The sequence below is a fragment of the Stenotrophomonas sp. YJH_SMC_37 genome (genome assembly GCF_059370035.1).
Window position 1 is genome coordinate 160,970 of sequence record NZ_JCAFTG010000009.1, and the last position, 19,888, is coordinate 180,857.

The window sequence follows — 19,888 nt, forward strand, 5'->3', positions numbered from 1 at the left end:
CGCAGGAAACTGTCGAAGGCGGGGTGGGTCCGGTTGCGGGAGTGGCCGCGGCATGGATGCCGCGGCCAAGCCCCCATGGGTGAGGGCGCTTTGCTCGCGAAGCACTGCTTCGCAAGCGCCCGAACGCACAGCCGCCGGCGGCTGGGCCGGACCGCGGAGCGGGGTTTACGGCGTCTCCCGCAACCTGACCCACCCCGCCATCCCACGGGAAGCCCGCTGTTGCTTCGACTGTTGCTTCTGAGGTTGCCGGCCAGCGGCCGGCACTACTGCGGGTGCAGGGCGCAGCCCTGCCGATACCCCTCCCCCCGGCCGGGCTGGCAGAATAGGCGTCTCTGCCGTTATCCGAAGCCGACGATGCGCCTCTCCCAGTTCCACCTGCACACCACCAAGGAAACCCCCAGCGACGCCGAGCTCACCAGCCACCGGCTGATGCTGCGCGCGGGCATGATCCGCAAGCTGGCATCGGGCCTGTACACCTGGTCGCCGCTGGGCCTGCGCGTGCTGCGCAAGGTCGAGCGCATCGTGCGCGAGGAAATGGACCGCGCCGGTGCCGTGGAATTCCAGATCCCGACCATCCAGCCGAAGGAACTGTGGGAGCAGACCGGGCGCTGGCAGAAGTTCGGCCCGCAGCTGCTGAAGATCAAGGACCGCAAGGACCAGGTGTTCTGCTACAGCCCGACCGCCGAGGAAGCCGCCTGCGACTTCGCGCGCAGCGAGCTGTCCAGCTACAAGCAACTGCCGGTGAACTTCTACCAGGTACAGACCAAGTTCCGCGACGAGATCCGCCCGCGTTTCGGCGTGATGCGTTCGCGCGAGTTCCTGATGAAGGACGCCTATTCGTTCCACCTGCACGACGAGTGCCTCGTGCGCGAATACGAGAACATGAAGTCGGCCTACAGCCGCATCTTCACCCGCCTCGGCCTGGACTTCCGCATGGTGCAGGCCGACTCCGGCGCAATCGGCGGCGATGCGTCGCAGGAATTCCACGTGATCGCCGATTCCGGCGAAGACGCGCTGGTGTTCTCCACCGGCTCGGACTACGCGGCCAACATGGAAGCGGCGATTGCCGCCGATCCGGCGCCGCGTGCGGCCGCCAGCGAAGCCATGCGCAAGGTCGACACCCCCACCCAGAAGACCTGCGAGGAGGTCGCGGCCCTGCTCGGCATCGACCTGCAGCGCACGGTGAAGTCGGTGGCGCTGATCGCGGGTGAAGGAAAGGCACAGCAGTTCGTGCTGGTACTGGTGCGCGGTGACCATGAAGTCAACGAGATCAAGCTGGCCAAGGTTGCCGGCCTGGACGAACAGCGCTTCGCCAGCGAGGCGGAGATCGCCGAGCATCTGGGCAGCGTGCCGGGCTTCCTCGGCCCGGTCGCCCCGGCCAAGCCCATCCGCGTGGTCGCCGATCGCGAAGTGGCGGCGATGTCGGACTTCGTCGTCGGCGCCAACGAAACCGGCTTCCACCTGGCCGGCGTCAACTGGGGCCGCGACCTGCCGGAACCGGAAGTGGCGGACATCCGCAACGTGCGTGCCGGTGACCGCGCACTGGACGGTGGCGAACTGAAGATTGCCCGTGGCATCGAAGTCGGCCACGTGTTCCAGCTCGGTCGCAAGTACGCCGAAGCGCTGGATGCCACCGTGCTGGATGAAAACGGCAAGGCGGCGGTGATGGCGATGGGCTGCTATGGCATCGGTATCTCGCGCGTGGTAGCTGCCGCGATCGAACAGAACCATGACGACGCCGGCATCATCTGGCCGGACGCGATGGCGCCGTGGCAGGTGGTGGTGTGCGTGATCAACCCGAAGGGCGATGCTGCCGTGGCCGACGCTGCGGCCAACCTGTTGCAGGAACTGCGCGATGCCGGCCTGGACGCGGCGCTTGACGATCGCGGCCTGCGCCCGGGCGCGATGTTCGCCGACATGGAACTGATCGGCATCCCGCACCGCGTGGTGGTCAGCGAACGCGGCCTGGCCGCCGGTACCTACGAATACCGCTCGCGCCGCGCCAGCGAAGCGGAAAGCCTGGACAAGGCCTCCCTGCTGCAGCGTCTGCAGGGCTGATCAGGAAAAAGACCGGGCCCTGCCCCGGTCTTTTTTTTCTGCCGCGGTCTTCCCCGATATTGCAGCGGACATAATCCGGTCAAAATCACCGCGACGGCGCCTGCATGCCGCCACGCCATGACCCGCCTGCATTTGTGCTGTGATTAATTCATCTCTATTCTGTCCGCCGACGCCATGGACTGGCTTGTCCCGTCCACACATTAGTTTCCGGAGTAACCGTAAATGAGCATTGACCTGACCGGCCTGTCAGCACGCGAGCTGGGCGCCCTGATCCGTACCGCCAAGAAGCAGCAGACCATCGTCGCCAAGCGCCGGCCGATCACCAAGGTCCGGGCCCAGCTGACCAAGCTGGCCAAGACCGAGGGTTACACCATCGAAGAACTGTTCGGCAGCGCCCCGGCCACGCGTGCCCGCAAGGCCGCTCCGGCCGCCAAGGCCCCGTCGAAGACCGCCGGCCGCAAGCTGGGCAAGGTTGCCCCGAAGTACCGCAACCCGGCCAACCCCAAGGAAACCTGGACCGGCCGTGGCAAGCAGCCGCGCTGGATGGCTGAGCTGACTGCCAAGGGCAACAAGAAGCCGGAAGATTTCCTGATCAAGAAGGCCTGAGGCCGGATCGGGATGCAATGAAAAACGCCGGCGAAAGCCGGCGTTTTTTGTTTGTAGAGCCGAGCCCACGCTCGGCTATCCATATCCGAAGCCGAGCATGGGCTCGGCTCTACAGAGTCTTGCGGGCGGGCATCAGCAGATTGCCGAACAGCAGGCCGGCCACCAGTGCCATCACCACGTTGAGCACGGTAAGGAACACGCTCTGGCCGGCGCCCACGTCCTGCTGCTGGACCAGGGTCAGCACACCGCGCAGGCTGGTGCTGCCGGGCACCATCATGATGATGCCGGGCAGGCGGATGATCGCGCCCGGACGCCCGACCAGACGACCGAACAGATTGCCACCGGCCGTCAGCAGCATCGCCGACAGGAAGATGCCGGCCGGCGCGCCCCAGGCGTGGCCGCCAAACTTGGAGATCGCATAACCGGCCACCGAGGCGGCAATCACCCACGGATAGTCGCGACGATTGGCCTTGAACAGCATCGCGAACGCGAATGCCGCGGTCAGCAGCGAGCCCCACTCCACCCACGGCCCCTGCGGCCGAGCCGCGCGGATCACCGGGTCGAGGCCGAGCACGTCGGCCAGGGTCACCGCGATCATCGCGCCGACGCTGAGCTTCATGATGGTGGTCAGCGCGCCGGCAAAGCGCGCGGTGCCCGATACCCAGTGCTGGCTGGCCAGTTCGTTGACCGCATTGGTCAGCGACATGCCGGGCAGCAGCACCACCAGCGAGGCGATGATCACCGTGTTGAGGTTGAGCGCACCAATAAAGGACGCAACCAGGGTGGCGACCAGGCCGGCCAACAGCGCGGCCAGTGCCTCGGCGGCTTCGCGGGTGGCCGGGCGACGGTCGGTGACCATGCCGAGCAGGCCGATCATCAGGCCGATGACACCGGCGGTCGCAATGTCCAGCCACGGCAGCTTCCACATGCCGGCCACGCCGGCCGCGCCAAGGGTGAACGAGAGGATCGTGCGCAGCTTGCCGCGCCGGCCCGGATCCTTGTCCAGCTGGCGCAGCGCGGTGTGGCCCTGGGCGATGCTCATCCGGCCGTTGGCCACTTCTTCGGCAATATGGTCGGCGACGCTGAGCTTGTGCAGGTCGTTCTCGCCGGGCGCCAGGCGGATCACCCGGGTGATGTCACTGGAGCCGATCGCCTGCGCCGGATCGCTGAAGCTGAGGATGATGCCGGTGGGGTTCGACCACGGTTCACAATCCAGGTCGAGCTGGCGAGCCAGTGCCACCACCGCCGTTTCCAGGCGCTGGGCCGTGGTGCCATAGCTGTGCAGGCGTCCGGCGATCTCGGAAACGAAGGCCACCCGCTGCGCGTAGGTGGCCTGGGGCGTGGGGATCGTGTGAGCATCTGCGGACATGCGCCGTAGTATTACCTAGGCGGGGCCTGACCGGAGAAATTCATCCGAGTTCGACGCGATGGCCAATACAGAACGGTTATGCTGCGACCGGAATGGCCCAAGTGACCCCGAACCACGCCCCCCAGCTCGAACAGGACGCCCATGATCCGGGCGTGATCCGCCTGTCCGGCACCTGGACCTTGAAGACCGCGCTGGCCGCGGCCGAGGTCCTGCGTGGCGTTCCTGACACGCTGACCGGCATCGATGCCACCGCCATCGAGAAGATGGATTCGGCCGGCGTGCTGCAGGTGCTGCGCGTGGCCCATCGCGCCGACCTCGGCGAAGACGCACTGAAGTTCCGCGCGGATCACCAGGCGCTGGTGTGCACCATCGAGGAAGTCGCCGACGACCGGCCCAAGCCCAAGCGCGACTTCGGCGTGCTGGCGGCACTGGAGCGGCTGGGTGTCAGCGTCCATGCCACCGGCCACAACATCAAGGCGCTGTGCAGTTTCCTCGGCGAGAACCTGGTCAAGGCGGCCCGCCTGGTCAAGGAACCGCGCCGCTTCCGCCTTACCGCCACCGTGCACCAGATGGAGCAGGTCGGGCTGGATGCGGTGCCGCTGGTGGCACTGCTGTCCTACCTGGTCGGTGCGGTGATCGCCTTCCTCGGCTCGACCATCCTGCGCGACTTCGGCGCCGAGATCTACGTGGTCGAACTGGTCAACATCGCCTTCCTGCGCGAGTTCGCGGTGCTGCTGACCGCGATCGTGCTGGCCGGCCGTACCGCCAGCGCCTTCACCGCACAGATCGGCGCGATGAAGGCGCGCGAGGAAATCGATGCGATGCGCACGCTGGGCCTGGACCCGGTCGACCTGCTGGTGCTGCCTCGCTTGCTGGCGTTGCTGGTCACCCTGCCCCTGCTGACCTTCATCGCGATGATCGCCGGCCTGGCCGGCGGCGTCACCGTCGGTGCGTTCGACCTCGACATCCCGCCGCAGATGTACATCGCGCGCATGCACGAGACCATGGAGGTGCGGCACATGCTGGTCGGCCTGTCGAAGGCGCCGGTATTCGCGCTGGTGATCGGCCTGATCGGCTGCCTGGAAGGCCTGAAGGTCGAAGGCACGGCACAGTCGGTAGGCGAACGCACTACTTCCAGCGTGGTGCAGACGATCTCGCTGGTGATCATCATCGACGCTTTCGCGGCGTTGTGGTTCATGCACATGGGCTGGTGACATGAGCACGCATCCGACGCCCGAAGACATTCCCATGCAGGACGACGACGGCCACGAGCTGGCCATCCGCGTGCGCGGCCTGGTCAACCGTTTCGGCAGCCAGACCGTGCACGAAGACCTGGACCTGGACGTGCGTCGCGGCGAGATCCTGGGCGTGGTCGGTGGCTCCGGCACCGGCAAGTCGGTGCTGATGCGCTCCATCCTGGGCCTGCGCACGCCCGACGAAGGCCAGATCGAAGTGCTGGGCCGCGACGCGCGTGCCGACGACGCCGAGAGCCGCCTGCACATCGAACGCAACACCGGCGTGCTGTTCCAGGACGGCGCACTGTTTTCGTCACTGACCGTGGGCGAGAACGTGCAGGTGCCGCTGAAGGAACACCACCGCGAACTGCCCGAGCGCTGGCATTACGAGCTGGCACTGCTGAAGGTGAAGCTGGCCGGCCTGCCCGCCGACGCGATCAACAAGCTGCCCTCGCAGCTGTCCGGCGGCATGCGCAAGCGCGCCGGCCTGGCCCGGGCGCTGGCGCTGGACCCGCCGCTGCTGTTCCTGGACGAACCCACCGCCGGCCTCGACCCGATCGGCGCGGCCGCGTTCGACCGACTGATCAAGACCCTGCAGGAAGCGCTGGGGCTGACCGTGTTCCTGATCACCCACGACCTGGACACCCTGTACGCCATCTGCGACCGCGTGGCCGTGCTGGCCGACCGCAGGGTCGTTGCCAACGCCCCCCTCCCGGAAATCGAGAAACTGGATCATCCGTGGATCCAGGAATACTTCCACGGACCCCGCGCGCGCGCCGCGCGTGGCGAACAGATCGAGAGTGCCTGAGCCATGGAAACCAAAGCCAACTACGTGCTGATCGGCGCGTTCACCCTGATCACCGGCCTGGCCCTGCTGGCGTTCGGCCTGTGGGCGGCCAAGTACTCTTCCGACCGCACCTGGCAGGAATACCGCGTGGTGTTCCGCGAGGCGGTGACCGGCCTGTCGGTGGGCAGCCCGGTGCAGTACAACGGCATCGCGGTCGGGTCGATCGTCGAACTGAACCTGGTGCCGGACGACCCGCGCCAGGTGGTCGCACGCATCCGCCTGAACTCGACCACGCCGGTCAAGACCGATACCCGCGCCAAGCTGGCGATCACCAGCCTCACCGGCCCGTCGATCATCCAGCTCAGCGGCGGTACGCCGCAGTCGCCGGCGCTGACCACGGTCAACAAGGATCCGGCACCGATCATACCGACCACGCCGTCGGCGCTGCAGAACATCACCGATGTTGCCAACCGCATCGTCGAGCGCATGGACCAGATCCTCAGCGACCGCAATGTAGCCTCGATCAACGCCACGCTGGCCAACCTGGAGACCATCAGCGGTGGCCTGGCCGACCGCGACCAGGGTACCCAGGCGCTGCTGCTCAGCGCGCGCGATGCCGCCCGCAGCCTGGACACCACGCTGAAGACCACCAACGGCACCATCGAGCGCCTGGACAGGAACCTGGTGCAGCAGCTGCCGGGCATCATCGACAAGCTCGATGCCACCCTGGCCAAGCTCGACTCGGCCGCCGGCAACGCCGATTCGATCCTTGGCGAGAACCGCGCCGCGATCAACAGCTTCGCCAATGATGGCCTCGGTCAGCTCGGCCCGACGCTGACCGAACTGCGCGGCCTGATCCGCGACCTGCGCCGGGTCAGCGACCGCCTCGAGAACAACCCCGCGCGCTACCTGCTGGGCCGCGACGCACCGAAGGAGTTCGAACCCAAATGAGCCCGCCCCCCCTTCCGCGCCTGCTGCTGGCCGCTTCGATGGTCGCCCTGCTGGGCGGCTGCTCCATCCTTGGCAGCAGCGAGAAAACCGCAGTGACGCTGTACTCGCCCTCGGTGCAGGTGAAGGCCGACCCGGCGTGGCCACAGGCCAGCTGGCAGCTGGTACTGGCCAAGCCGAGCGCCGCACGCCTGGTCGACAGCCCGCGCATCAATGTGCGGCCGACGCCTTCGCAGATGGAAATCTACAAGGGCGCCAGCTGGGCACAGCCGGCCACCGACATGATCGAGGACACCCTGCTGCGCGGCTTCGAGGATTCCGGGCGCATCCGCGGCGTGGCGCGCAGCACCGCCGGCATCCGTGCCGACTACAAGCTGTCCACCGACGTGCGCCGCTTCGAATCGGATTACCAGGGCCAGGCCACGCCGACCGTGGTGATCGAGGTCAACGCCAAACTGATCCACGTCGCCGACCAGCGCGTGGTGGCCGACCGTACGTTCCGCCAGGCGCAGCCGGTCGGCAGCACCGACGTACCGGCGGTGACCGCGGCGTTCGAACGTGGCCTGCAGCAGCTGGCGCAGGATGTGGTGGGGTGGACACTGGTGAGCGGGCAGGCCGACCAGCCTAACGTCGCGCGCTGATCGATCAGCGCGGCGCAATCCAGCGGAACGTCAGGTTGATCCGCTCACCCTGCACCCGCGCCATCTTCGGAAGCGCGTGCTGGTAGAACCTCTGCGTCTGCCCCGCCATTACCAGCAGATCGCCATGGCCGAGCAGGTACTCGGCCTTGCGCGCCGGATCATCGCGCCGGCGCAGCAGGAATCGACGCGATGCGCCCAGACTCAGCGACGCAATCACCGGGGCCGGACCCAACTCCGGCTCGTCATCGCTGTGCCATCCCATGTAGTCGCCGCCGCCGCGATAGCGGTTCAGCAGTACGCTGTTGAAGTGGCCGAAGCCTTCTGCCTGCAAGCGCTCACGCACGGCCTGCAACGCCGGTGGCCATGGGTGCGGCACGAATTCAGCCCCGGAATAGCGGTAGCGCGCCTGCGGATCGCCAATCCAGCAGCTCAGCCTTGGCGAATCCACCCAGTTGCCGAACATGCGGATGCGATGGACCTCCCACGGAACTTCGGCCTGCAGTGTGGACACGAGCCGGTCGGCATCGGCCGCAGCCAGCCAGCCCGGCAGGAGCTGGACGTCGGCACCGGGCAGGTCGTAGGGGAACAGCATGGCCACACGCTAGCACGCCGGCGTTTGCCGTCGTGGCCAGCAGCGTCGAAAATGGCCCCATGACTGTTTCCCAGATGCCGATACCATCCGATTGCCTGACTTGTCGGGGCCCCATCCGATGAGCCTGCGCCAATTGCTGTTCCCGTTGCTGCGCGCCGTGTTCCGGGCCTTGCCGCTGCCGCAGGCGCAGCGCGACCGGTTGCGCACACGGCTGTTGGCACGGCACGGCGACTGGGTACCCTCGCCGCCAAAGGGACAGCAGGACGCGGGTGCTACACGGGCCAGTGCGCAACTCCGCTGGCGCGCCGACGAGGCCGCGATCGGCTACCGCCCGCACCAGAAGGCTGCGCTGCCGGATCCGATGCCCGCCACACTGGTCGCGTTCTACCTGCCACAGTTCCACACCTTCCCCGAGAATGACACATGGTGGGGCAAGGGGTTCACCGAATGGCGCAACGTCACCCGCGCGCTGCCACAGTTCGAAGGCCACATCCAACCGCGGCTTCCGGCCGATCTGGGTTTCTATGACCTGCGCAACCCGCAGGTGATGCGTGACCAGGCGCGGCTTGCCGCCGAGCATGGCATCGGCGCGTTCTGCTTCTATTACTACTGGTTCAGCGGCCGCACGCTGATGGAAGACCCGCTGCGCCAATGGCTGGCCGACGACAGCATCGAACTGCCGTTCTGCCTGTGCTGGGCCAATGAAAACTGGGCACGCCGCTGGGATGGCCGCGACGACGACATCCTGATCGGCCAGCAGCACAGCGCCGCCGACGACCTGGCCTTCATCACCCACGTGGCGCCGTACCTGCGCGATCGCCGTGCGCTGAAGGTCGATGGCCGGCCCATGCTGCTGGTCTACCGCCCGAACCTGCTGCCCGATGCACGCGCCACCGCCGAGCGCTGGCGCCGCTGGTGCCGCGACAACGGTGTAGGCGAGATCCACCTGGCCTATGTGCAGGGCTTCGAACGCCCCGACCCGCGCGACATCGGCTTCGATGCCGCTGTCGAATTCCCGCCGAACATGAGCAACCCACGCTCGTTGTCGGCGCAACAGTGGCTGCTCAATCCAGATTTCAATGGCGATGTCCGCGACTGGCGCGAACTGGCCACGGACATCGCGGCGCGGCCGCTGCCGGACTATCCGCTGTACCCCGGCGTGAACCCCGGCTGGGACAACGAGGCTCGTCGTTCCGGTCGTGGCCGCGTCTACCTGCACGCCTCTCCGCGTGGCTACCGCGATTGGCTGCGCACCACGATCCATGAACGCCTCTCCGCAGCACCGCCGGCGCAGCGACTGGTGTTCATAAACGCATGGAACGAATGGGCCGAAGGTGCGGTGCTGGAACCGGATGCGCGGCTGGGGCATGCCTGGCTGCAGGCCACGCGCGATGCTCTGGTGCCAGCACCGCCCTCCTGCCTGGTACCGGCAGTGCATCTGCACGCCTGGTATCTGGAAACGCTGCCGGAAGTGTTGACCGCACTGCGCGAGGCCGCACTGGAGTGGGCAATCGTGGTGACCACCCCGGTGCAGCAGATGGATCAGGTCCGGCAGGCCTTGGCGGCGCATGGGCTTGAGGGTGAGGTCGTGGCCGTCGACAACCACGGTCGCGACATACTTCCGTTCCTGGAAGTTGCCGAGCGGTTGCTGCAGACGGGCCACGACGTCGTGCTGAAACTGCACACGAAGCGCTCGACCCATCGCACAGATGGCGATCAGTGGCGGCAGGAACTACTGCAACGGCTGGTCCGGGGAGGACGTGCCGCACGCATCCATGCCGCATTCCAGGCCGACCCCGCCCTGGGCATGGTGGTCGCCGAAGGGCATCTGCTTCCCGTTGCCGAATTCGTCGGTGGCAATGCCCCCCTACTGGCACGGCTGCAGGCGCGCCTTGGACTGGAAAAGCCCGTGGACACCAGTCTATTCGGCGCCGGCAGTATGGGCTGGTGGCGGCTGCAGGCCCTGCGCCCATTGTTGGACGCGCACCTGTATCGCAGCGCATTCGACATCGAGCAGGGCCAGATCGATGGAACGCTGGCCCACGCCATTGAACGTGTACTGGGTGCCTGCTGCGAACACGCTGGACTGCGCGTCGCGACGGCCGCAGCCTGCCTCGGCGAGGCCGATGCCAGCAGCGACGAGTACGCCTACGCCCGACGCGGCTGACGTTGAAGGGGGCACAACGCGCCCCCCTTGCCCGTATCGATCAGCCGCGCTGGAATGCGACGCCGGTCTTTTCCTTCAGCTCGTCATCACTGACACCCGGCGCGGCCTCCACCAGCAGCAGGCCCTTGTCAGTCACGTCGAACACCGCCAGGTCGGTGATGATCCGGTCGACCACGCCAACACCCGTCAGCGGGAGCGTGCATTCGGCCAGGATCTTGTGCTCACCGTTCTTGGCGGTGTGCTCCATCAACACCACCACGCGCTGCACGCCGGCCACCAGGTCCATCGCGCCGCCCATGCCCTTGACCATCTTGCCGGGCACCATCCAGTTGGCCAGGTCGCCCTTGTCGGTGACCTGCATGGCGCCGAGGATGGCGAGATTGACGTGACCGCCACGGATCATCGCAAAGCTGTCGTGGCTGCCGAAGTAGCTGGCACCGGCACGCGCGGTGACGGTCTGCTTGCCGGCATTGATCAGGTCGGCATCGACCTCGGCTTCGGTCGGGAACGGCCCGATGCCCAGCAGGCCGTTCTCCGACTGCAGCCACACGTCCACGCCTTCGGGGATGTGGTTGGCGACCAGGGTCGGCAGGCCGATGCCCAGGTTCACGTAGGCACCATCGGTCAGTTCGCGGGCGGCACGCGCCGCCATCTCATCGCGGGTCCACGCCATGTCAGTTGCCCTCCGCGCGGATGGTGCGCTGTTCGATACGCTTCTCAGGATGCGGGTTGTGCACGATGCGGTGCACGTAGATGCCCGGCAGGTGCACCTGGTCCGGATCGATGGCACCCACCGGCACCACCTCTTCCACTTCCACGATGCAGACCTTGCCGGCCATCGCACAGGCGGGGTTGAAGTTGCGCGCGGTCTTGCGGAACACCAGGTTGCCGGCCTCGTCGGCCTTCCAGGCCTTGACCAGTGCCACATCGGCGCGCAGCGCGGTTTCCATCACGTAGTGCTTGCCGTCGAACTCGCGGGTTTCCTTGCCTTCGGCCACCACTGTGCCATAGCCGGTGGCGGTGAAGAACGCCGGAATGCCTGCGCCGCCGGCACGCAGGCGTTCGGCCAGGGTGCCCTGCGGGTTGAATTCCAGCTCGAGCTCGCCGGCCAAGAACTGCCGCTCGAACTCCTTGTTCTCGCCCACATAGGACGAAATCATCTTCTTGATCTGCCGGGTTTCCAGCAGCTGGCCCAGACCGAAACCATCGACCCCGGCATTGTTGGAGATCACGGTCAGGCCCTTGGCGCCACTGTCGCGCAGCGCGGCGATCAGGGCCTCGGGAATGCCACACAGGCCGAAGCCGCCCACGGCCAGCGTCTGGCCATCGGCGACCACCCCTTGCAGGGCCTCCGCCGCACTGGCGAAACGCTTGCTGCGCTTGCCGGTGGAAGTCGATTGCTGCATTGCTGTACTACCCTGCACGTTGAGGATGACCGCATTCTAGCTGGAGGGCGGCGAAGGGCCTGGATGCGCCGCAGCATTGCACGGGCATCGCACAGGGTTCCGTAGAATGCCGGGTTCCCCTGCCAATGGCCGGCCCCGTGCCCGCCCCACCCTCGTTGATGGCCCATACCTACACCGAAGAAGACCTGCTCCGCTGGATGGAAGGCCGGACGCTGGAAATGAGCGACCATGGCCTGTCGGAAGTCCATAGCATGCGTCTGTTCGGTGACATTCTGGTCGCTGAGGTAAAGATCCCGGCCAAGTACTCCTACCGGGTGGAGATCGACCTGGCCGCCAGTCTTCGCCATCCGCGCAGCCTGCTGCGCAACCGGTGTTCCTGCCCGCTCGGCCACGACTGCATGCACGTGGCGGCTGTGCTGGCGCAGATGCTGCAGCAGATCGACCATACGCCCCCCATGCCCGACGACAGCAGCACGCTGCCAACGCTGCTGATCCGTTCGATGACCCCCGTCCTGCGCCTGCACACGGTCGAGTTCCGTCCGCCGTGGCTCGGCCCACGCGACCCTTCGCAATGGGCCGATATCGCCACCGTGGCCTTCGAATACGACGAGCACGTGCGGTTCCTGGATGATCCGAGCCTGTTCGCCCACGATCCGGAGGGCCAGCTTGCGCTGCTGCCCCGCGACCTGGCCGAGGAATCACGGCGCGAGGCCGAGCTGCGCACGGTGGGACTGCATCGCGACACGGCGCCGCGGGCGCCATTGGAGGGCGCAGGACCTCAGTTCCAGCTGCGCACCCATGACTGGACACGGTTCCTGCTGGACGACGTACCGCGCCTGGAAGCCTTGGGCTGGAAGGTAGAGACCGACGACGATTTCCGCCATCGCATCACCCGGGTGGATGAGATCGACCTGGACATCCAGGCGGACCCGGCGGATGCGGGCTGGTTCAACCTGGGCCTGGACATCCAGGTGGAAGGCCGCAACGTGTCGATGGTTCCGCTGCTGCAGCAGGTGCTGCAGTCCGATCCCCGCTGGATGCGTGGCCAGCTGGACGCCATCGGCGATGATGAGAACATCCTGTTGACGGCGGGCGACAACACGCGCCTGGCATTGCGGGCCGCACGACTGAAACCGATCATGGCCCTGTTGACGGATCTGTTCGCCCAGCGTGGCGCGCCGCTGCGCCTGTCTGTGCATGACCGTGGCCGCCTGCAGGCGCTGCAGGACACGGCGCGCCTGCAGTTCCGCGGGCGCAAGGACACCCAGGCACTGGTGCAGCGGCTGATGCAGGCACCCGCATTGGGCGAAGTGCCGCCGCCGGCAGGGCTGGTGGCAACACTGCGTCCCTATCAGCGCGAAGGCCTGTCGTGGCTGCAGTACCTGCGCCAGCAGGGCCTGGGGGGCGTGCTGGCCGATGACATGGGCCTGGGCAAAACCGTGCAGACGCTGGCGCATGTGCTGGTCGAGAAGGAAGCCGGTCGCCTGGACCGTCCGACGCTGCTGGTGGTGCCCACTTCGCTGCTGCACAACTGGCAGAGCGAAGCGGCACGCTTCACCCCGGGCCTGCGCGTGCTGACCCTGCACGGGCCGACACGTGAAACGCTGTTCGAGGCGATTCCCGGGCACGACCTTGTACTGACCACCTACCCTCTGCTGTGGCGCGACGAGCAGGCGCTGCAGGCACATACCTACCATCTGCTGATTCTGGATGAAGCCCAGCAGGTGAAGAATCCGAAGTCACGCGCGGCCATCACCCTGCGCACGCTGCAGGCGCGCCACCGGCTGTGCCTGACCGGCACGCCGCTGGAAAACCACCTGGGCGAACTGTGGACGCAGTTCGACTTCCTGCTGCCCGGCCTGCTAGGCAGCGAGAAACAGTTCAACCAGCATTGGCGCCATCCGATCGAACGTGGCAGCGACCACCGCCGCGCCACCTTGCTGGCGCAACGGCTGCGTCCGTTCATACTGCGCCGGCGCAAGGACCAGGTGGCGTCAGAGCTTCCGCCCAAGACCGTCATTACCCGCGCGGTGGAAATGGAGAGCGGCCAGCGTGATCTCTATGAAACCGTGCGCGCAGCGATGGAAAAGCAGGTGCGCGAAGCCATCAGCGGCAGCGGGCTGGCGCGCAGCCACATCGTGGTACTGGATGCGTTGCTGAAGCTGCGCCAGGTCTGCTGCGATCCGCGCCTGCTGCCTGGTGATGCCCCGGCGCGCAATGCGGGCTCAGCCAAGCTGGACCTGCTGCGCGAGATGCTGCCGTCGATGGTCGAGGAAGGCCGGCGCATCCTGCTGTTCTCCCAGTTCACCGGCATGCTCTCGCTGATCGCGCAGGCACTGGATCAGCTGGGCTTGGCCTATGTGACCCTGACCGGCGACACCCAGGACCGGGCCACGCCGGTGCAGCGCTTCATGCAGGGCGAGGTGCCGGTATTCCTGATCAGCCTGAAGGCAGGTGGCGTCGGGTTGAACCTGACCGCCGCCGATACCGTCATCCACTTCGACCCGTGGTGGAATCCGGCGGCCGAAAACCAGGCCAGCGATCGCGCCCATCGCATCGGCCAGCAGCAGCCGGTGTTCGTTTACCGGCTGATCGCCGCAGGCAGCATCGAAGAACGGATTGCCGAGCTGCAGGAGCGCAAGGCCACGCTGGCCGACGCCATTCTCGAAGGCGGCGGCGCTACGGGGCCACGCTTCAGCGAAGAAGACGTGCAGGCGCTGCTGGCGCCGTTGCCGGGCCTGCCCGGCAAGCGTTTGCGCAAAGCGGGCAAGCGGTCGACGCGGAGCTGACCTCCGGACGCCAGTCAGGTGGCGTTCCCCGATGGAAACGATTCCCATACATGACTGGGACTACAATTGGGGACTGAGCTCACAAAGGAACTGATCGATGCCCCTGCCCGCCTTCAAGGCCTACGATATCCGCGGCCGTGTGCCGGAAGAACTGAACGAAGACCTGGCCCGCCGCATCGGCGTCGCCTTGGCCGCGCAGCTCGCTCCAGGTCCAGTGGTCCTCGGCCACGATGTGCGCCTGACCAGCCCGGCGCTGCAGGATGCACTGGCCACCGGCCTGCGTGGTACCGGGCGCGAGGTGATCGACATCGGCCTGTGCGGCACCGAAGAAGTCTATTTCCAGACCGACCATCTGGGCGCGGCCGGCGGCGTGATGGTCACCGCCAGCCACAACCCGATGGATTACAACGGCATGAAGCTGGTCAAGGAGAATGCCCGGCCGATCAGCTCCGATACCGGCCTGTTCGCAATCTCCGACGCGGTTTCCGCCGATACGTCCGAGGCCCAGCCGCCGCGTGCCGGGCAGGTTGCCCAGCACGACAAGAGCGCCTACATCCAGCACCTGCTCAGCTATGTCGATGCCAGCAGGCTCAAGCCGCTGAAGCTGGTGGTGAATGCCGGTAACGGCGGCGCGGGCGCGATCGTCGACCTGCTGGCCCCGCACCTGCCGTTCGAGTTCATCCGCATCTGCCACGAACCGGACGGCAGCTTCCCCAACGGCATTCCCAACCCGCTGCTGCCGGAGAACCGCGCCGCCACCGCCGATGCGGTGCGTGAACACGGTGCCGATTTCGGCATTGCCTGGGACGGTGACTTCGACCGCTGCTTCTTCTTCGACCACACCGGCCGCTTCATCGAGGGCTACTACCTGGTCGGTCTGCTGGCCAAGGCGATCCTGGCACGCAATCCCGGCGGCAAGGTCGTGCATGACCCGCGCCTGGTCTGGAACACCGTGGATATGGTCGAACAGGCGGGCGGTGTGCCGGTGCAGTGCAAGAGCGGCCATGCCTTCATCAAGGAAAAGATGCGCGCCGAAGACGCCGTGTACGGTGGCGAGATGAGCGCCCACCACTATTTCCGCGAGTTCGCCTATGCCGACTCCGGCATGATCCCGTGGCTGCTGATCGCGCAGCTGATCTCCGAGAGCGGCCGCTCACTGGCCGAGTGGGTCGAAGACCGCATGGCGGCCTATCCGTGCAGTGGCGAGATCAACTTCAAGGTGGCCGATGCCAAGGCTGCCGTGGCCCGCGTGATGGAGCACTTCGCGGCGCAATCACCGGTACTGGATCACACCGACGGCATCAGTGCCGACTTCGGCGGCTGGCGCTTCAACCTGCGCAGCTCCAACACCGAACCGCTGCTGCGCCTGAATGTCGAAGCCCGTGGTGACGCCGCGCTGATGCAGGCGCGTACCGACGAAATTTCCCGCCTAATCCAGCAGTAATCAAGGACGACCATGAGCATCATCCAGCCCGTCATTCTGTCCGGTGGCTCCGGGACCCGCCTGTGGCCGCTGTCGCGCGAGGCGTACCCGAAGCAGTTCCTGCCGTTGGCGGGCGAACTGACGATGCTGCAGGCCACTTGGAAACGGGTGGCGCCGATCGCCGCGCATGGCCCGCTGGTGATCGCCAACGAGGAGCACCGCTTTGTCGCTGCCGAGCAGCTGCAGCAGGTCGGCGCCGAGCCGGCGGCCATCATCCTGGAACCGGTTGGCCGCAACACGGCGCCGGCAATCGCGGTCGCAGCCCTGGAAGCCACCCGCGACGGCGCCGATGCGCTGCTGCTGGTGCTGCCCTCGGACCATGTGATCACCGACGAAGCCGCCTTCCGCAGCGCCGTGCAGGCCGCCGCCAGTGCCGCCGAAACCGGCAAGCTGGTGACCTTCGGCATCGTGCCGACCGGTCCGGAAACCGGCTACGGCTATATCAAGGCCGCCGATGGGCAGGGTCTGCGTGCGGTCGAGCGCTTTGTCGAAAAGCCCGACCTCCAGACCGCCAGCGGTTACGTCAGCAGCGGCCAGTATTACTGGAACAGCGGCATGTTCCTGTTCAAGGCCTCGCGCTACCTGCAGGAACTGGAGCGCTTCCAGCCCGGCATGCTGGCCGGCAGCCGCCAGGCCTGGCAGCAGGCCCGCCGCGATTCGGATTTCACCCGCCTGGACAAGGACGCCTTCGCCGCCGTTCCCTCTGATTCCATCGACTATGCCGTGATGGAAAAAACCGCCGACGCCGTGGTGATTCCGTTGGACGCCGGCTGGAACGATGTCGGCTCGTGGACAGCCCTGCGCGATGTCTCGCAGCAGGACGGCGATGGCAACGCCCATCAGGGCGATGTGATCGCCATCGACTGCCGCAACACCTATGCCTATGCACGGCGCCTGGTGGCACTGGTCGGCCTGGATGACGTGATTGTCGTCGAGACCGACGACGCGGTGCTGGTCGGCAGGGCCGACCGCATGCAGGAGGTCAAGACCGTTGTCGGTCAGCTGAAGTCCGAAGGCCGCAGCGAGGCCACGTGGCATCGCAAGGTCTACCGCCCGTGGGGCGCGTACGATTCAATCGACAATGGTGCACGCTTCCAGGTCAAGCGCATCACGGTCAAGCCCGGCGGCACACTCAGCCTGCAGATGCATCATCACCGCGCCGAGCACTGGATCGTGGTCAGCGGCACCGCGGAAGTGACCCGCGGCGACGAAGTGATCCTGCTCAGCGAAAACCAGAGCACGTACATCCCACTGGGCGTGACCCATCGCCTGTGCAACCCGGGCAAGCTGCCGCTGGAACTGATCGAAGTGCAGTCCGGCAGCTACCTTGGCGAGGACGACATCGTGCGCTTCGAGGATACCTACGGGCGCAGCTGACCCGGCGCCCGCTGGAGGCGACCGACCGTTGGTCGGGGTGGGTGCCGACCGTCGGTCGGCACGCCGCCTGCCGGGTCAGGCAATCTCCGCCATCACCCGCTTCAGGCCATCCTGCCAACTCGGCAGTACGATGCTGAAATCCTGCTGCAGCTTGCGGTTGTCCAGCACCGACCAGGCCGGGCGCTTGGCCGGGGTCGGATACTCGGAACTGGGAATCGCCTCGACCGCCGGCACCTTCGCCAACACGCCGGTAACCAGCGCTTCGGCGAAGATCGCTTCGGCGAACCCATGCCAGCTGGTCTGGCCGCTGGCGGTCAGGTGCCAGGTACCGGACAGTTGGCCCGGATGCCGCAGCGCCTGCGCAGTAACATCAGCGATCAACGCGGCCGGCGTCGGTGTACCGACCTGGTCGGCCACCACACGCAGCTGGTCGCGCTCGGCGCCGACGCGCAACATGGTGCGCAGGAAATTTGCCCCATGCGAGGCATACACCCAGGCCGTGCGGAAGATCAGGTGGCGACCGCCGGCCGCGCGTACTGCATCCTCACCATCGCGCTTGCTGGTGCCATACACACCCAGCGGCGCGGTCGGCTCGTCCTCGCGGTACGGCGCGGTGCCCTGACCATCGAACACATAGTCGGTGGAGTAATGCACGAACGGCACGCCATGGGCCGCACACCAACGCGCGATCATGCCAGGCGCCTGCGCGTTGGCCGCAAACGCAGCTTCCACATCCTGCTCGGCACGATCAACGGCGGTATAGGCCGCAGCATTCACCACCACCGACGGCTGAAGACGGTCCAGCAGGGCTGGCAGGCTTTCAGGTTGGCCGAAATCGGCGGTTTCGCAGGCGCTGCCATCCGGCAGAGTGCCGCTGCGGGTGGTCGCGACCACCTTGCCCAGCGGCGCCAGCGCGCGCAGCAGCTCCTGGCCGACCTGGCCGTTGCCACCGAACACCAGCACGGTCATGGCGCGCCCTGGGCGGCGGTGTAGACCGGAAGGCGGTCTTCAGCGATGTCCTTCAGGAACGGCGCATTCTCGTCCTTGGCCGACAACGTCGGTGCACTGACTGGCCAGTCCACGGCGATATCCGCATCGTTCCAGCGCACGCCGGCGTCGAAGTCCTTCAGGTAGACCTCGGTGCACAGGTAGCTGAACACCGCGCGCTCGGACAGGACGGCGAAACCGTGGGCGAAGCCTTCCGGAATCCAGAACTGCTTCTTGTTCTCCGCACTCAGCACCACCGCTTCCCACTGGCCGAAGGTCGGCGAGCCGCGACGGATGTCGACGGCCACGTCATAGACCTCGCCTTCCAGCACGCTGACCAGCTTGCCCTGCGGGCGCGGCCACTGGTAATGCAGGCCACGCAGCACACCCTGCGCTGACGTCGACACGTTGCTCTGAACGAAGCGATCCGGCAGGCCCAGCGCGGCAAAGCGCTCGGCATTCCAGGTCTCGAAGAAATAGCCGCGGGCATCGCCAAACACCGCCGGCTCGATCACCACGCAACCGGGCAACTTGGTTTCAATCACTTTCACGGAACAACTCCACGCAATGCGAGCTTGTGCAGGTACTGGCCGTAGCCATTCTTGATCAGCGGCGCCGCCAGCGCTTCGAGCTGTTCGGCGTTGATCCAGCCCTGGCCGAAGGCGATTTCCTCCGGGCAGCAGACCTGCAGGCCCTGCCGGGTCTGGATGGTCTCGATGAAGTTGGACGCTTCCAGCAGCGACTGGTGGGTGCCGGTATCGAGCCAGGCATAGCCGCGGCCCAGTGCTTCCAGATGCAGGTTGCCTTCGGCCAGGTAGCGCTTGTTGAGATCGGTGATCTCCAGTTCGCCACGGGGCGACGGCTTCAGGTCGGCGGCATGCGCGCTGGCATTGCCGTCATAGAAGTACAGGCCGGTCACCGCATAGTTCGAACGCGGATTCTCCGGCTTCTCGACCAGGTCGATGACCTTGCCGCTCTTGTCGAATTCAGCCACGCCGTAGCGTTCCGGATCATTCACCCAGTAGCCGAACACGGTGGCACCGTCGGTGCGCTCATCGGCGCGCTTGAGCACCTCGCGCAGGCCGTGGCCGTGGAAGATGTTGTCACCCAGCACCAGGCAGCTTGGCTTGCCGGCCACGAAGTCGCGGCCGATCAGATACGCCTGGGCCAGCCCATCGGGGCTGGGCTGCACGGCGTACTGGATGTCCATGCCCCACTGCGAGCCATCGCCCAGCAACTGCTGGAACAACGCCTGTTCGTGCGGGGTATTGATGATGAGCACTTCACGGATGCCCGCCAGCATCAGCACGCTGAGCGGGTAGTAGATCATTGGCTTGTCATACACCGGCAACAGCTGTTTGCTGACGCCCTTGGTGATCGGATACAGCCGGGTGCCGGAGCCACCGGCGAGGATGATGCCCTTGCGCTGGGTCATGGTGTCTC

At 66.5% G+C, this 19,888-nt stretch carries 17 protein-coding genes; 10 read left to right on the forward strand and 7 right to left on the reverse strand.

Features of this window, described 5'->3' with window-relative positions:
• Positions 1-354 precede the first annotated feature (354 nt).
• Together AC5P8J_RS14270 and AC5P8J_RS14275 are read left to right on the forward strand one after the other, a co-directional pair.
• Positions 355-2,058: a proline--tRNA ligase gene (locus AC5P8J_RS14270; RefSeq protein WP_058981022.1), complete on the forward strand. Its 1,704-nt coding sequence runs from the start codon at positions 355-357 to the stop codon at positions 2,056-2,058.
• Positions 2,059-2,280: 222 nt separating this feature from the next.
• Positions 2,281-2,664 (forward strand): H-NS histone family protein, encoded by a 384-nt coding sequence (locus tag AC5P8J_RS14275; protein ID WP_010480700.1) that lies wholly within the window; start codon positions 2,281-2,283, stop codon positions 2,662-2,664.
• Between the two features lie 109 nt (positions 2,665-2,773).
• Here the strand turns inward: AC5P8J_RS14275 and AC5P8J_RS14280 are convergent, their stop codons facing one another.
• Positions 2,774-4,033: a threonine/serine exporter family protein gene (locus tag AC5P8J_RS14280; protein ID WP_019660983.1), complete on the reverse strand. Its 1,260-nt coding sequence runs from the start codon at positions 4,031-4,033 to the stop codon at positions 2,774-2,776.
• A 92-nt stretch (positions 4,034-4,125) separates the two neighbouring features.
• Here AC5P8J_RS14280 and AC5P8J_RS14285 point away from each other — a divergent pair, with 92 nt between their 5' ends.
• From AC5P8J_RS14285 to AC5P8J_RS14300, 4 genes are read left to right on the forward strand one after another with little or no spacing between them, the layout of a single operon-like run.
• Positions 4,126-5,247, forward strand: a complete 1,122-nt coding sequence (locus AC5P8J_RS14285; protein WP_019660982.1) for an ABC transporter permease — start codon at positions 4,126-4,128, stop codon at positions 5,245-5,247.
• A 1-nt stretch (position 5,248) separates the two neighbouring features.
• Positions 5,249-6,076 (forward strand): ABC transporter ATP-binding protein, encoded by an 828-nt coding sequence (locus AC5P8J_RS14290; protein WP_021202702.1) that lies wholly within the window; start codon positions 5,249-5,251, stop codon positions 6,074-6,076.
• 3 nt (positions 6,077-6,079) lie between these two features.
• On the forward strand, positions 6,080-7,006 hold the full coding sequence (locus AC5P8J_RS14295; protein WP_019660980.1) for an MlaD family protein: 927 nt from the start codon (positions 6,080-6,082) through the stop codon (positions 7,004-7,006).
• Entirely contained in the window at positions 7,003-7,644 is a 642-nt protein-coding gene (locus AC5P8J_RS14300) for an ABC-type transport auxiliary lipoprotein family protein (protein WP_021202701.1), read from the forward strand. The genes AC5P8J_RS14295 and AC5P8J_RS14300 overlap by 4 nt, the downstream gene beginning before the upstream one ends.
• Before the next feature lie 4 nt (positions 7,645-7,648).
• Here AC5P8J_RS14300 and AC5P8J_RS14305 read toward each other — a convergent pair whose 3' ends face one another.
• Positions 7,649-8,236 (reverse strand): alpha-ketoglutarate-dependent dioxygenase AlkB family protein, encoded by a 588-nt coding sequence (locus tag AC5P8J_RS14305; protein ID WP_021202700.1) that lies wholly within the window; start codon positions 8,234-8,236, stop codon positions 7,649-7,651.
• Between the two features lie 118 nt (positions 8,237-8,354).
• On the opposite strand from AC5P8J_RS14305, the gene AC5P8J_RS14310 reads away from it, so the two are divergent.
• Positions 8,355-10,403 carry a glycoside hydrolase family 99-like domain-containing protein gene (locus tag AC5P8J_RS14310; RefSeq protein ID WP_134731779.1) on the forward strand — a complete coding sequence of 683 codons (2,049 nt, stop codon included), beginning with the start codon at positions 8,355-8,357 and terminating at the stop codon, positions 10,401-10,403.
• 40 nt (positions 10,404-10,443) lie between these two features.
• On the opposite strand, the gene AC5P8J_RS14315 is transcribed toward AC5P8J_RS14310, so the two are convergent.
• A complete protein-coding gene (locus AC5P8J_RS14315; RefSeq protein WP_111103787.1) occupies positions 10,444-11,076 on the reverse strand; it encodes a CoA transferase subunit B in 633 nt (210 codons plus the stop codon).
• 1 nt (position 11,077) lies between these two features.
• Positions 11,078-11,809: a CoA transferase subunit A gene (locus tag AC5P8J_RS14320; protein WP_049434964.1), complete on the reverse strand. Its 732-nt coding sequence runs from the start codon at positions 11,807-11,809 to the stop codon at positions 11,078-11,080.
• A 158-nt stretch (positions 11,810-11,967) separates the two neighbouring features.
• Here AC5P8J_RS14320 and AC5P8J_RS14325 point away from each other — a divergent pair, with 158 nt between their 5' ends.
• The 3 genes from AC5P8J_RS14325 to AC5P8J_RS14335 all read left to right on the forward strand — a co-directional run bounded on the left by AC5P8J_RS14325 (position 11,968) and on the right by AC5P8J_RS14335 (position 17,458).
• A complete protein-coding gene (locus AC5P8J_RS14325; RefSeq protein WP_495216884.1) occupies positions 11,968-14,598 on the forward strand; it encodes a DEAD/DEAH box helicase in 2,631 nt (876 codons plus the stop codon).
• 97 nt (positions 14,599-14,695) lie between these two features.
• Positions 14,696-16,042, forward strand: a complete 1,347-nt coding sequence (locus AC5P8J_RS14330) for a phosphohexomutase domain-containing protein (protein ID WP_019660974.1) — start codon at positions 14,696-14,698, stop codon at positions 16,040-16,042.
• 12 nt (positions 16,043-16,054) lie between these two features.
• Positions 16,055-17,458 carry a mannose-1-phosphate guanylyltransferase/mannose-6-phosphate isomerase gene (locus tag AC5P8J_RS14335; protein ID WP_495216880.1) on the forward strand — a complete coding sequence of 468 codons (1,404 nt, stop codon included), beginning with the start codon at positions 16,055-16,057 and terminating at the stop codon, positions 17,456-17,458.
• 75 nt (positions 17,459-17,533) lie between these two features.
• On the opposite strand, the gene rfbD is transcribed toward AC5P8J_RS14335, so the two are convergent.
• The 3 genes from rfbD to rfbA are packed head-to-tail and all read right to left on the reverse strand — an operon-like array spanning position 17,534 to position 19,880.
• Positions 17,534-18,427, reverse strand: coding sequence for a dTDP-4-dehydrorhamnose reductase (gene rfbD / locus AC5P8J_RS14340; protein ID WP_019660972.1), 894 nt, complete (start codon positions 18,425-18,427; stop codon positions 17,534-17,536).
• A complete protein-coding gene (rfbC, locus tag AC5P8J_RS14345) occupies positions 18,424-18,996 on the reverse strand; it encodes a dTDP-4-dehydrorhamnose 3,5-epimerase (protein ID WP_057496705.1) in 573 nt (190 codons plus the stop codon). Before rfbC ends, rfbD begins: the two co-directional genes overlap by 4 nt.
• Positions 18,993-19,880 carry a glucose-1-phosphate thymidylyltransferase RfbA gene (gene rfbA, locus AC5P8J_RS14350; protein WP_021202693.1) on the reverse strand — a complete coding sequence of 296 codons (888 nt, stop codon included), beginning with the start codon at positions 19,878-19,880 and terminating at the stop codon, positions 18,993-18,995. Before rfbA ends, rfbC begins: the two co-directional genes overlap by 4 nt.
• Positions 19,881-19,888 lie beyond the last annotated feature (8 nt).

What these genes read in the sequence shown, in the direction of transcription:
- AC5P8J_RS14270 (WP_058981022.1), top strand. Translation starts at nt 355, where the DNA reads ATGCGCCTCTCCCAGTTCCACCTGCACACCACCAAGGAAACCCCCAGC.
- AC5P8J_RS14275 (WP_010480700.1), top strand. Translation starts at nt 2,281, where the DNA reads ATGAGCATTGACCTGACCGGCCTGTCAGCACGCGAGCTGGGCGCCCTG.
- AC5P8J_RS14280 (WP_019660983.1), bottom strand. Translation starts at nt 4,033, where the DNA reads ATGTCCGCAGATGCTCACACGATCCCCACGCCCCAGGCCACCTACGCG.
- AC5P8J_RS14285 (WP_019660982.1), top strand. Translation starts at nt 4,126, where the DNA reads ATGGCCCAAGTGACCCCGAACCACGCCCCCCAGCTCGAACAGGACGCC.
- AC5P8J_RS14290 (WP_021202702.1), top strand. Translation starts at nt 5,249, where the DNA reads ATGAGCACGCATCCGACGCCCGAAGACATTCCCATGCAGGACGACGAC.
- AC5P8J_RS14295 (WP_019660980.1), top strand. Translation starts at nt 6,080, where the DNA reads ATGGAAACCAAAGCCAACTACGTGCTGATCGGCGCGTTCACCCTGATC.
- AC5P8J_RS14300 (WP_021202701.1), top strand. Translation starts at nt 7,003, where the DNA reads ATGAGCCCGCCCCCCCTTCCGCGCCTGCTGCTGGCCGCTTCGATGGTC.
- AC5P8J_RS14305 (WP_021202700.1), bottom strand. Translation starts at nt 8,236, where the DNA reads ATGCTGTTCCCCTACGACCTGCCCGGTGCCGACGTCCAGCTCCTGCCG.
- AC5P8J_RS14310 (WP_134731779.1), top strand. Translation starts at nt 8,355, where the DNA reads ATGAGCCTGCGCCAATTGCTGTTCCCGTTGCTGCGCGCCGTGTTCCGG.
- AC5P8J_RS14315 (WP_111103787.1), bottom strand. Translation starts at nt 11,076, where the DNA reads ATGGCGTGGACCCGCGATGAGATGGCGGCGCGTGCCGCCCGCGAACTG.
- AC5P8J_RS14320 (WP_049434964.1), bottom strand. Translation starts at nt 11,809, where the DNA reads ATGCAGCAATCGACTTCCACCGGCAAGCGCAGCAAGCGTTTCGCCAGT.
- AC5P8J_RS14325 (WP_495216884.1), top strand. Translation starts at nt 11,968, where the DNA reads ATGGCCCATACCTACACCGAAGAAGACCTGCTCCGCTGGATGGAAGGC.
- AC5P8J_RS14330 (WP_019660974.1), top strand. Translation starts at nt 14,696, where the DNA reads ATGCCCCTGCCCGCCTTCAAGGCCTACGATATCCGCGGCCGTGTGCCG.
- AC5P8J_RS14335 (WP_495216880.1), top strand. Translation starts at nt 16,055, where the DNA reads ATGAGCATCATCCAGCCCGTCATTCTGTCCGGTGGCTCCGGGACCCGC.
- rfbD (WP_019660972.1), bottom strand. Translation starts at nt 18,427, where the DNA reads ATGACCGTGCTGGTGTTCGGTGGCAACGGCCAGGTCGGCCAGGAGCTG.
- rfbA (WP_021202693.1), bottom strand. Translation starts at nt 19,880, where the DNA reads ATGACCCAGCGCAAGGGCATCATCCTCGCCGGTGGCTCCGGCACCCGG.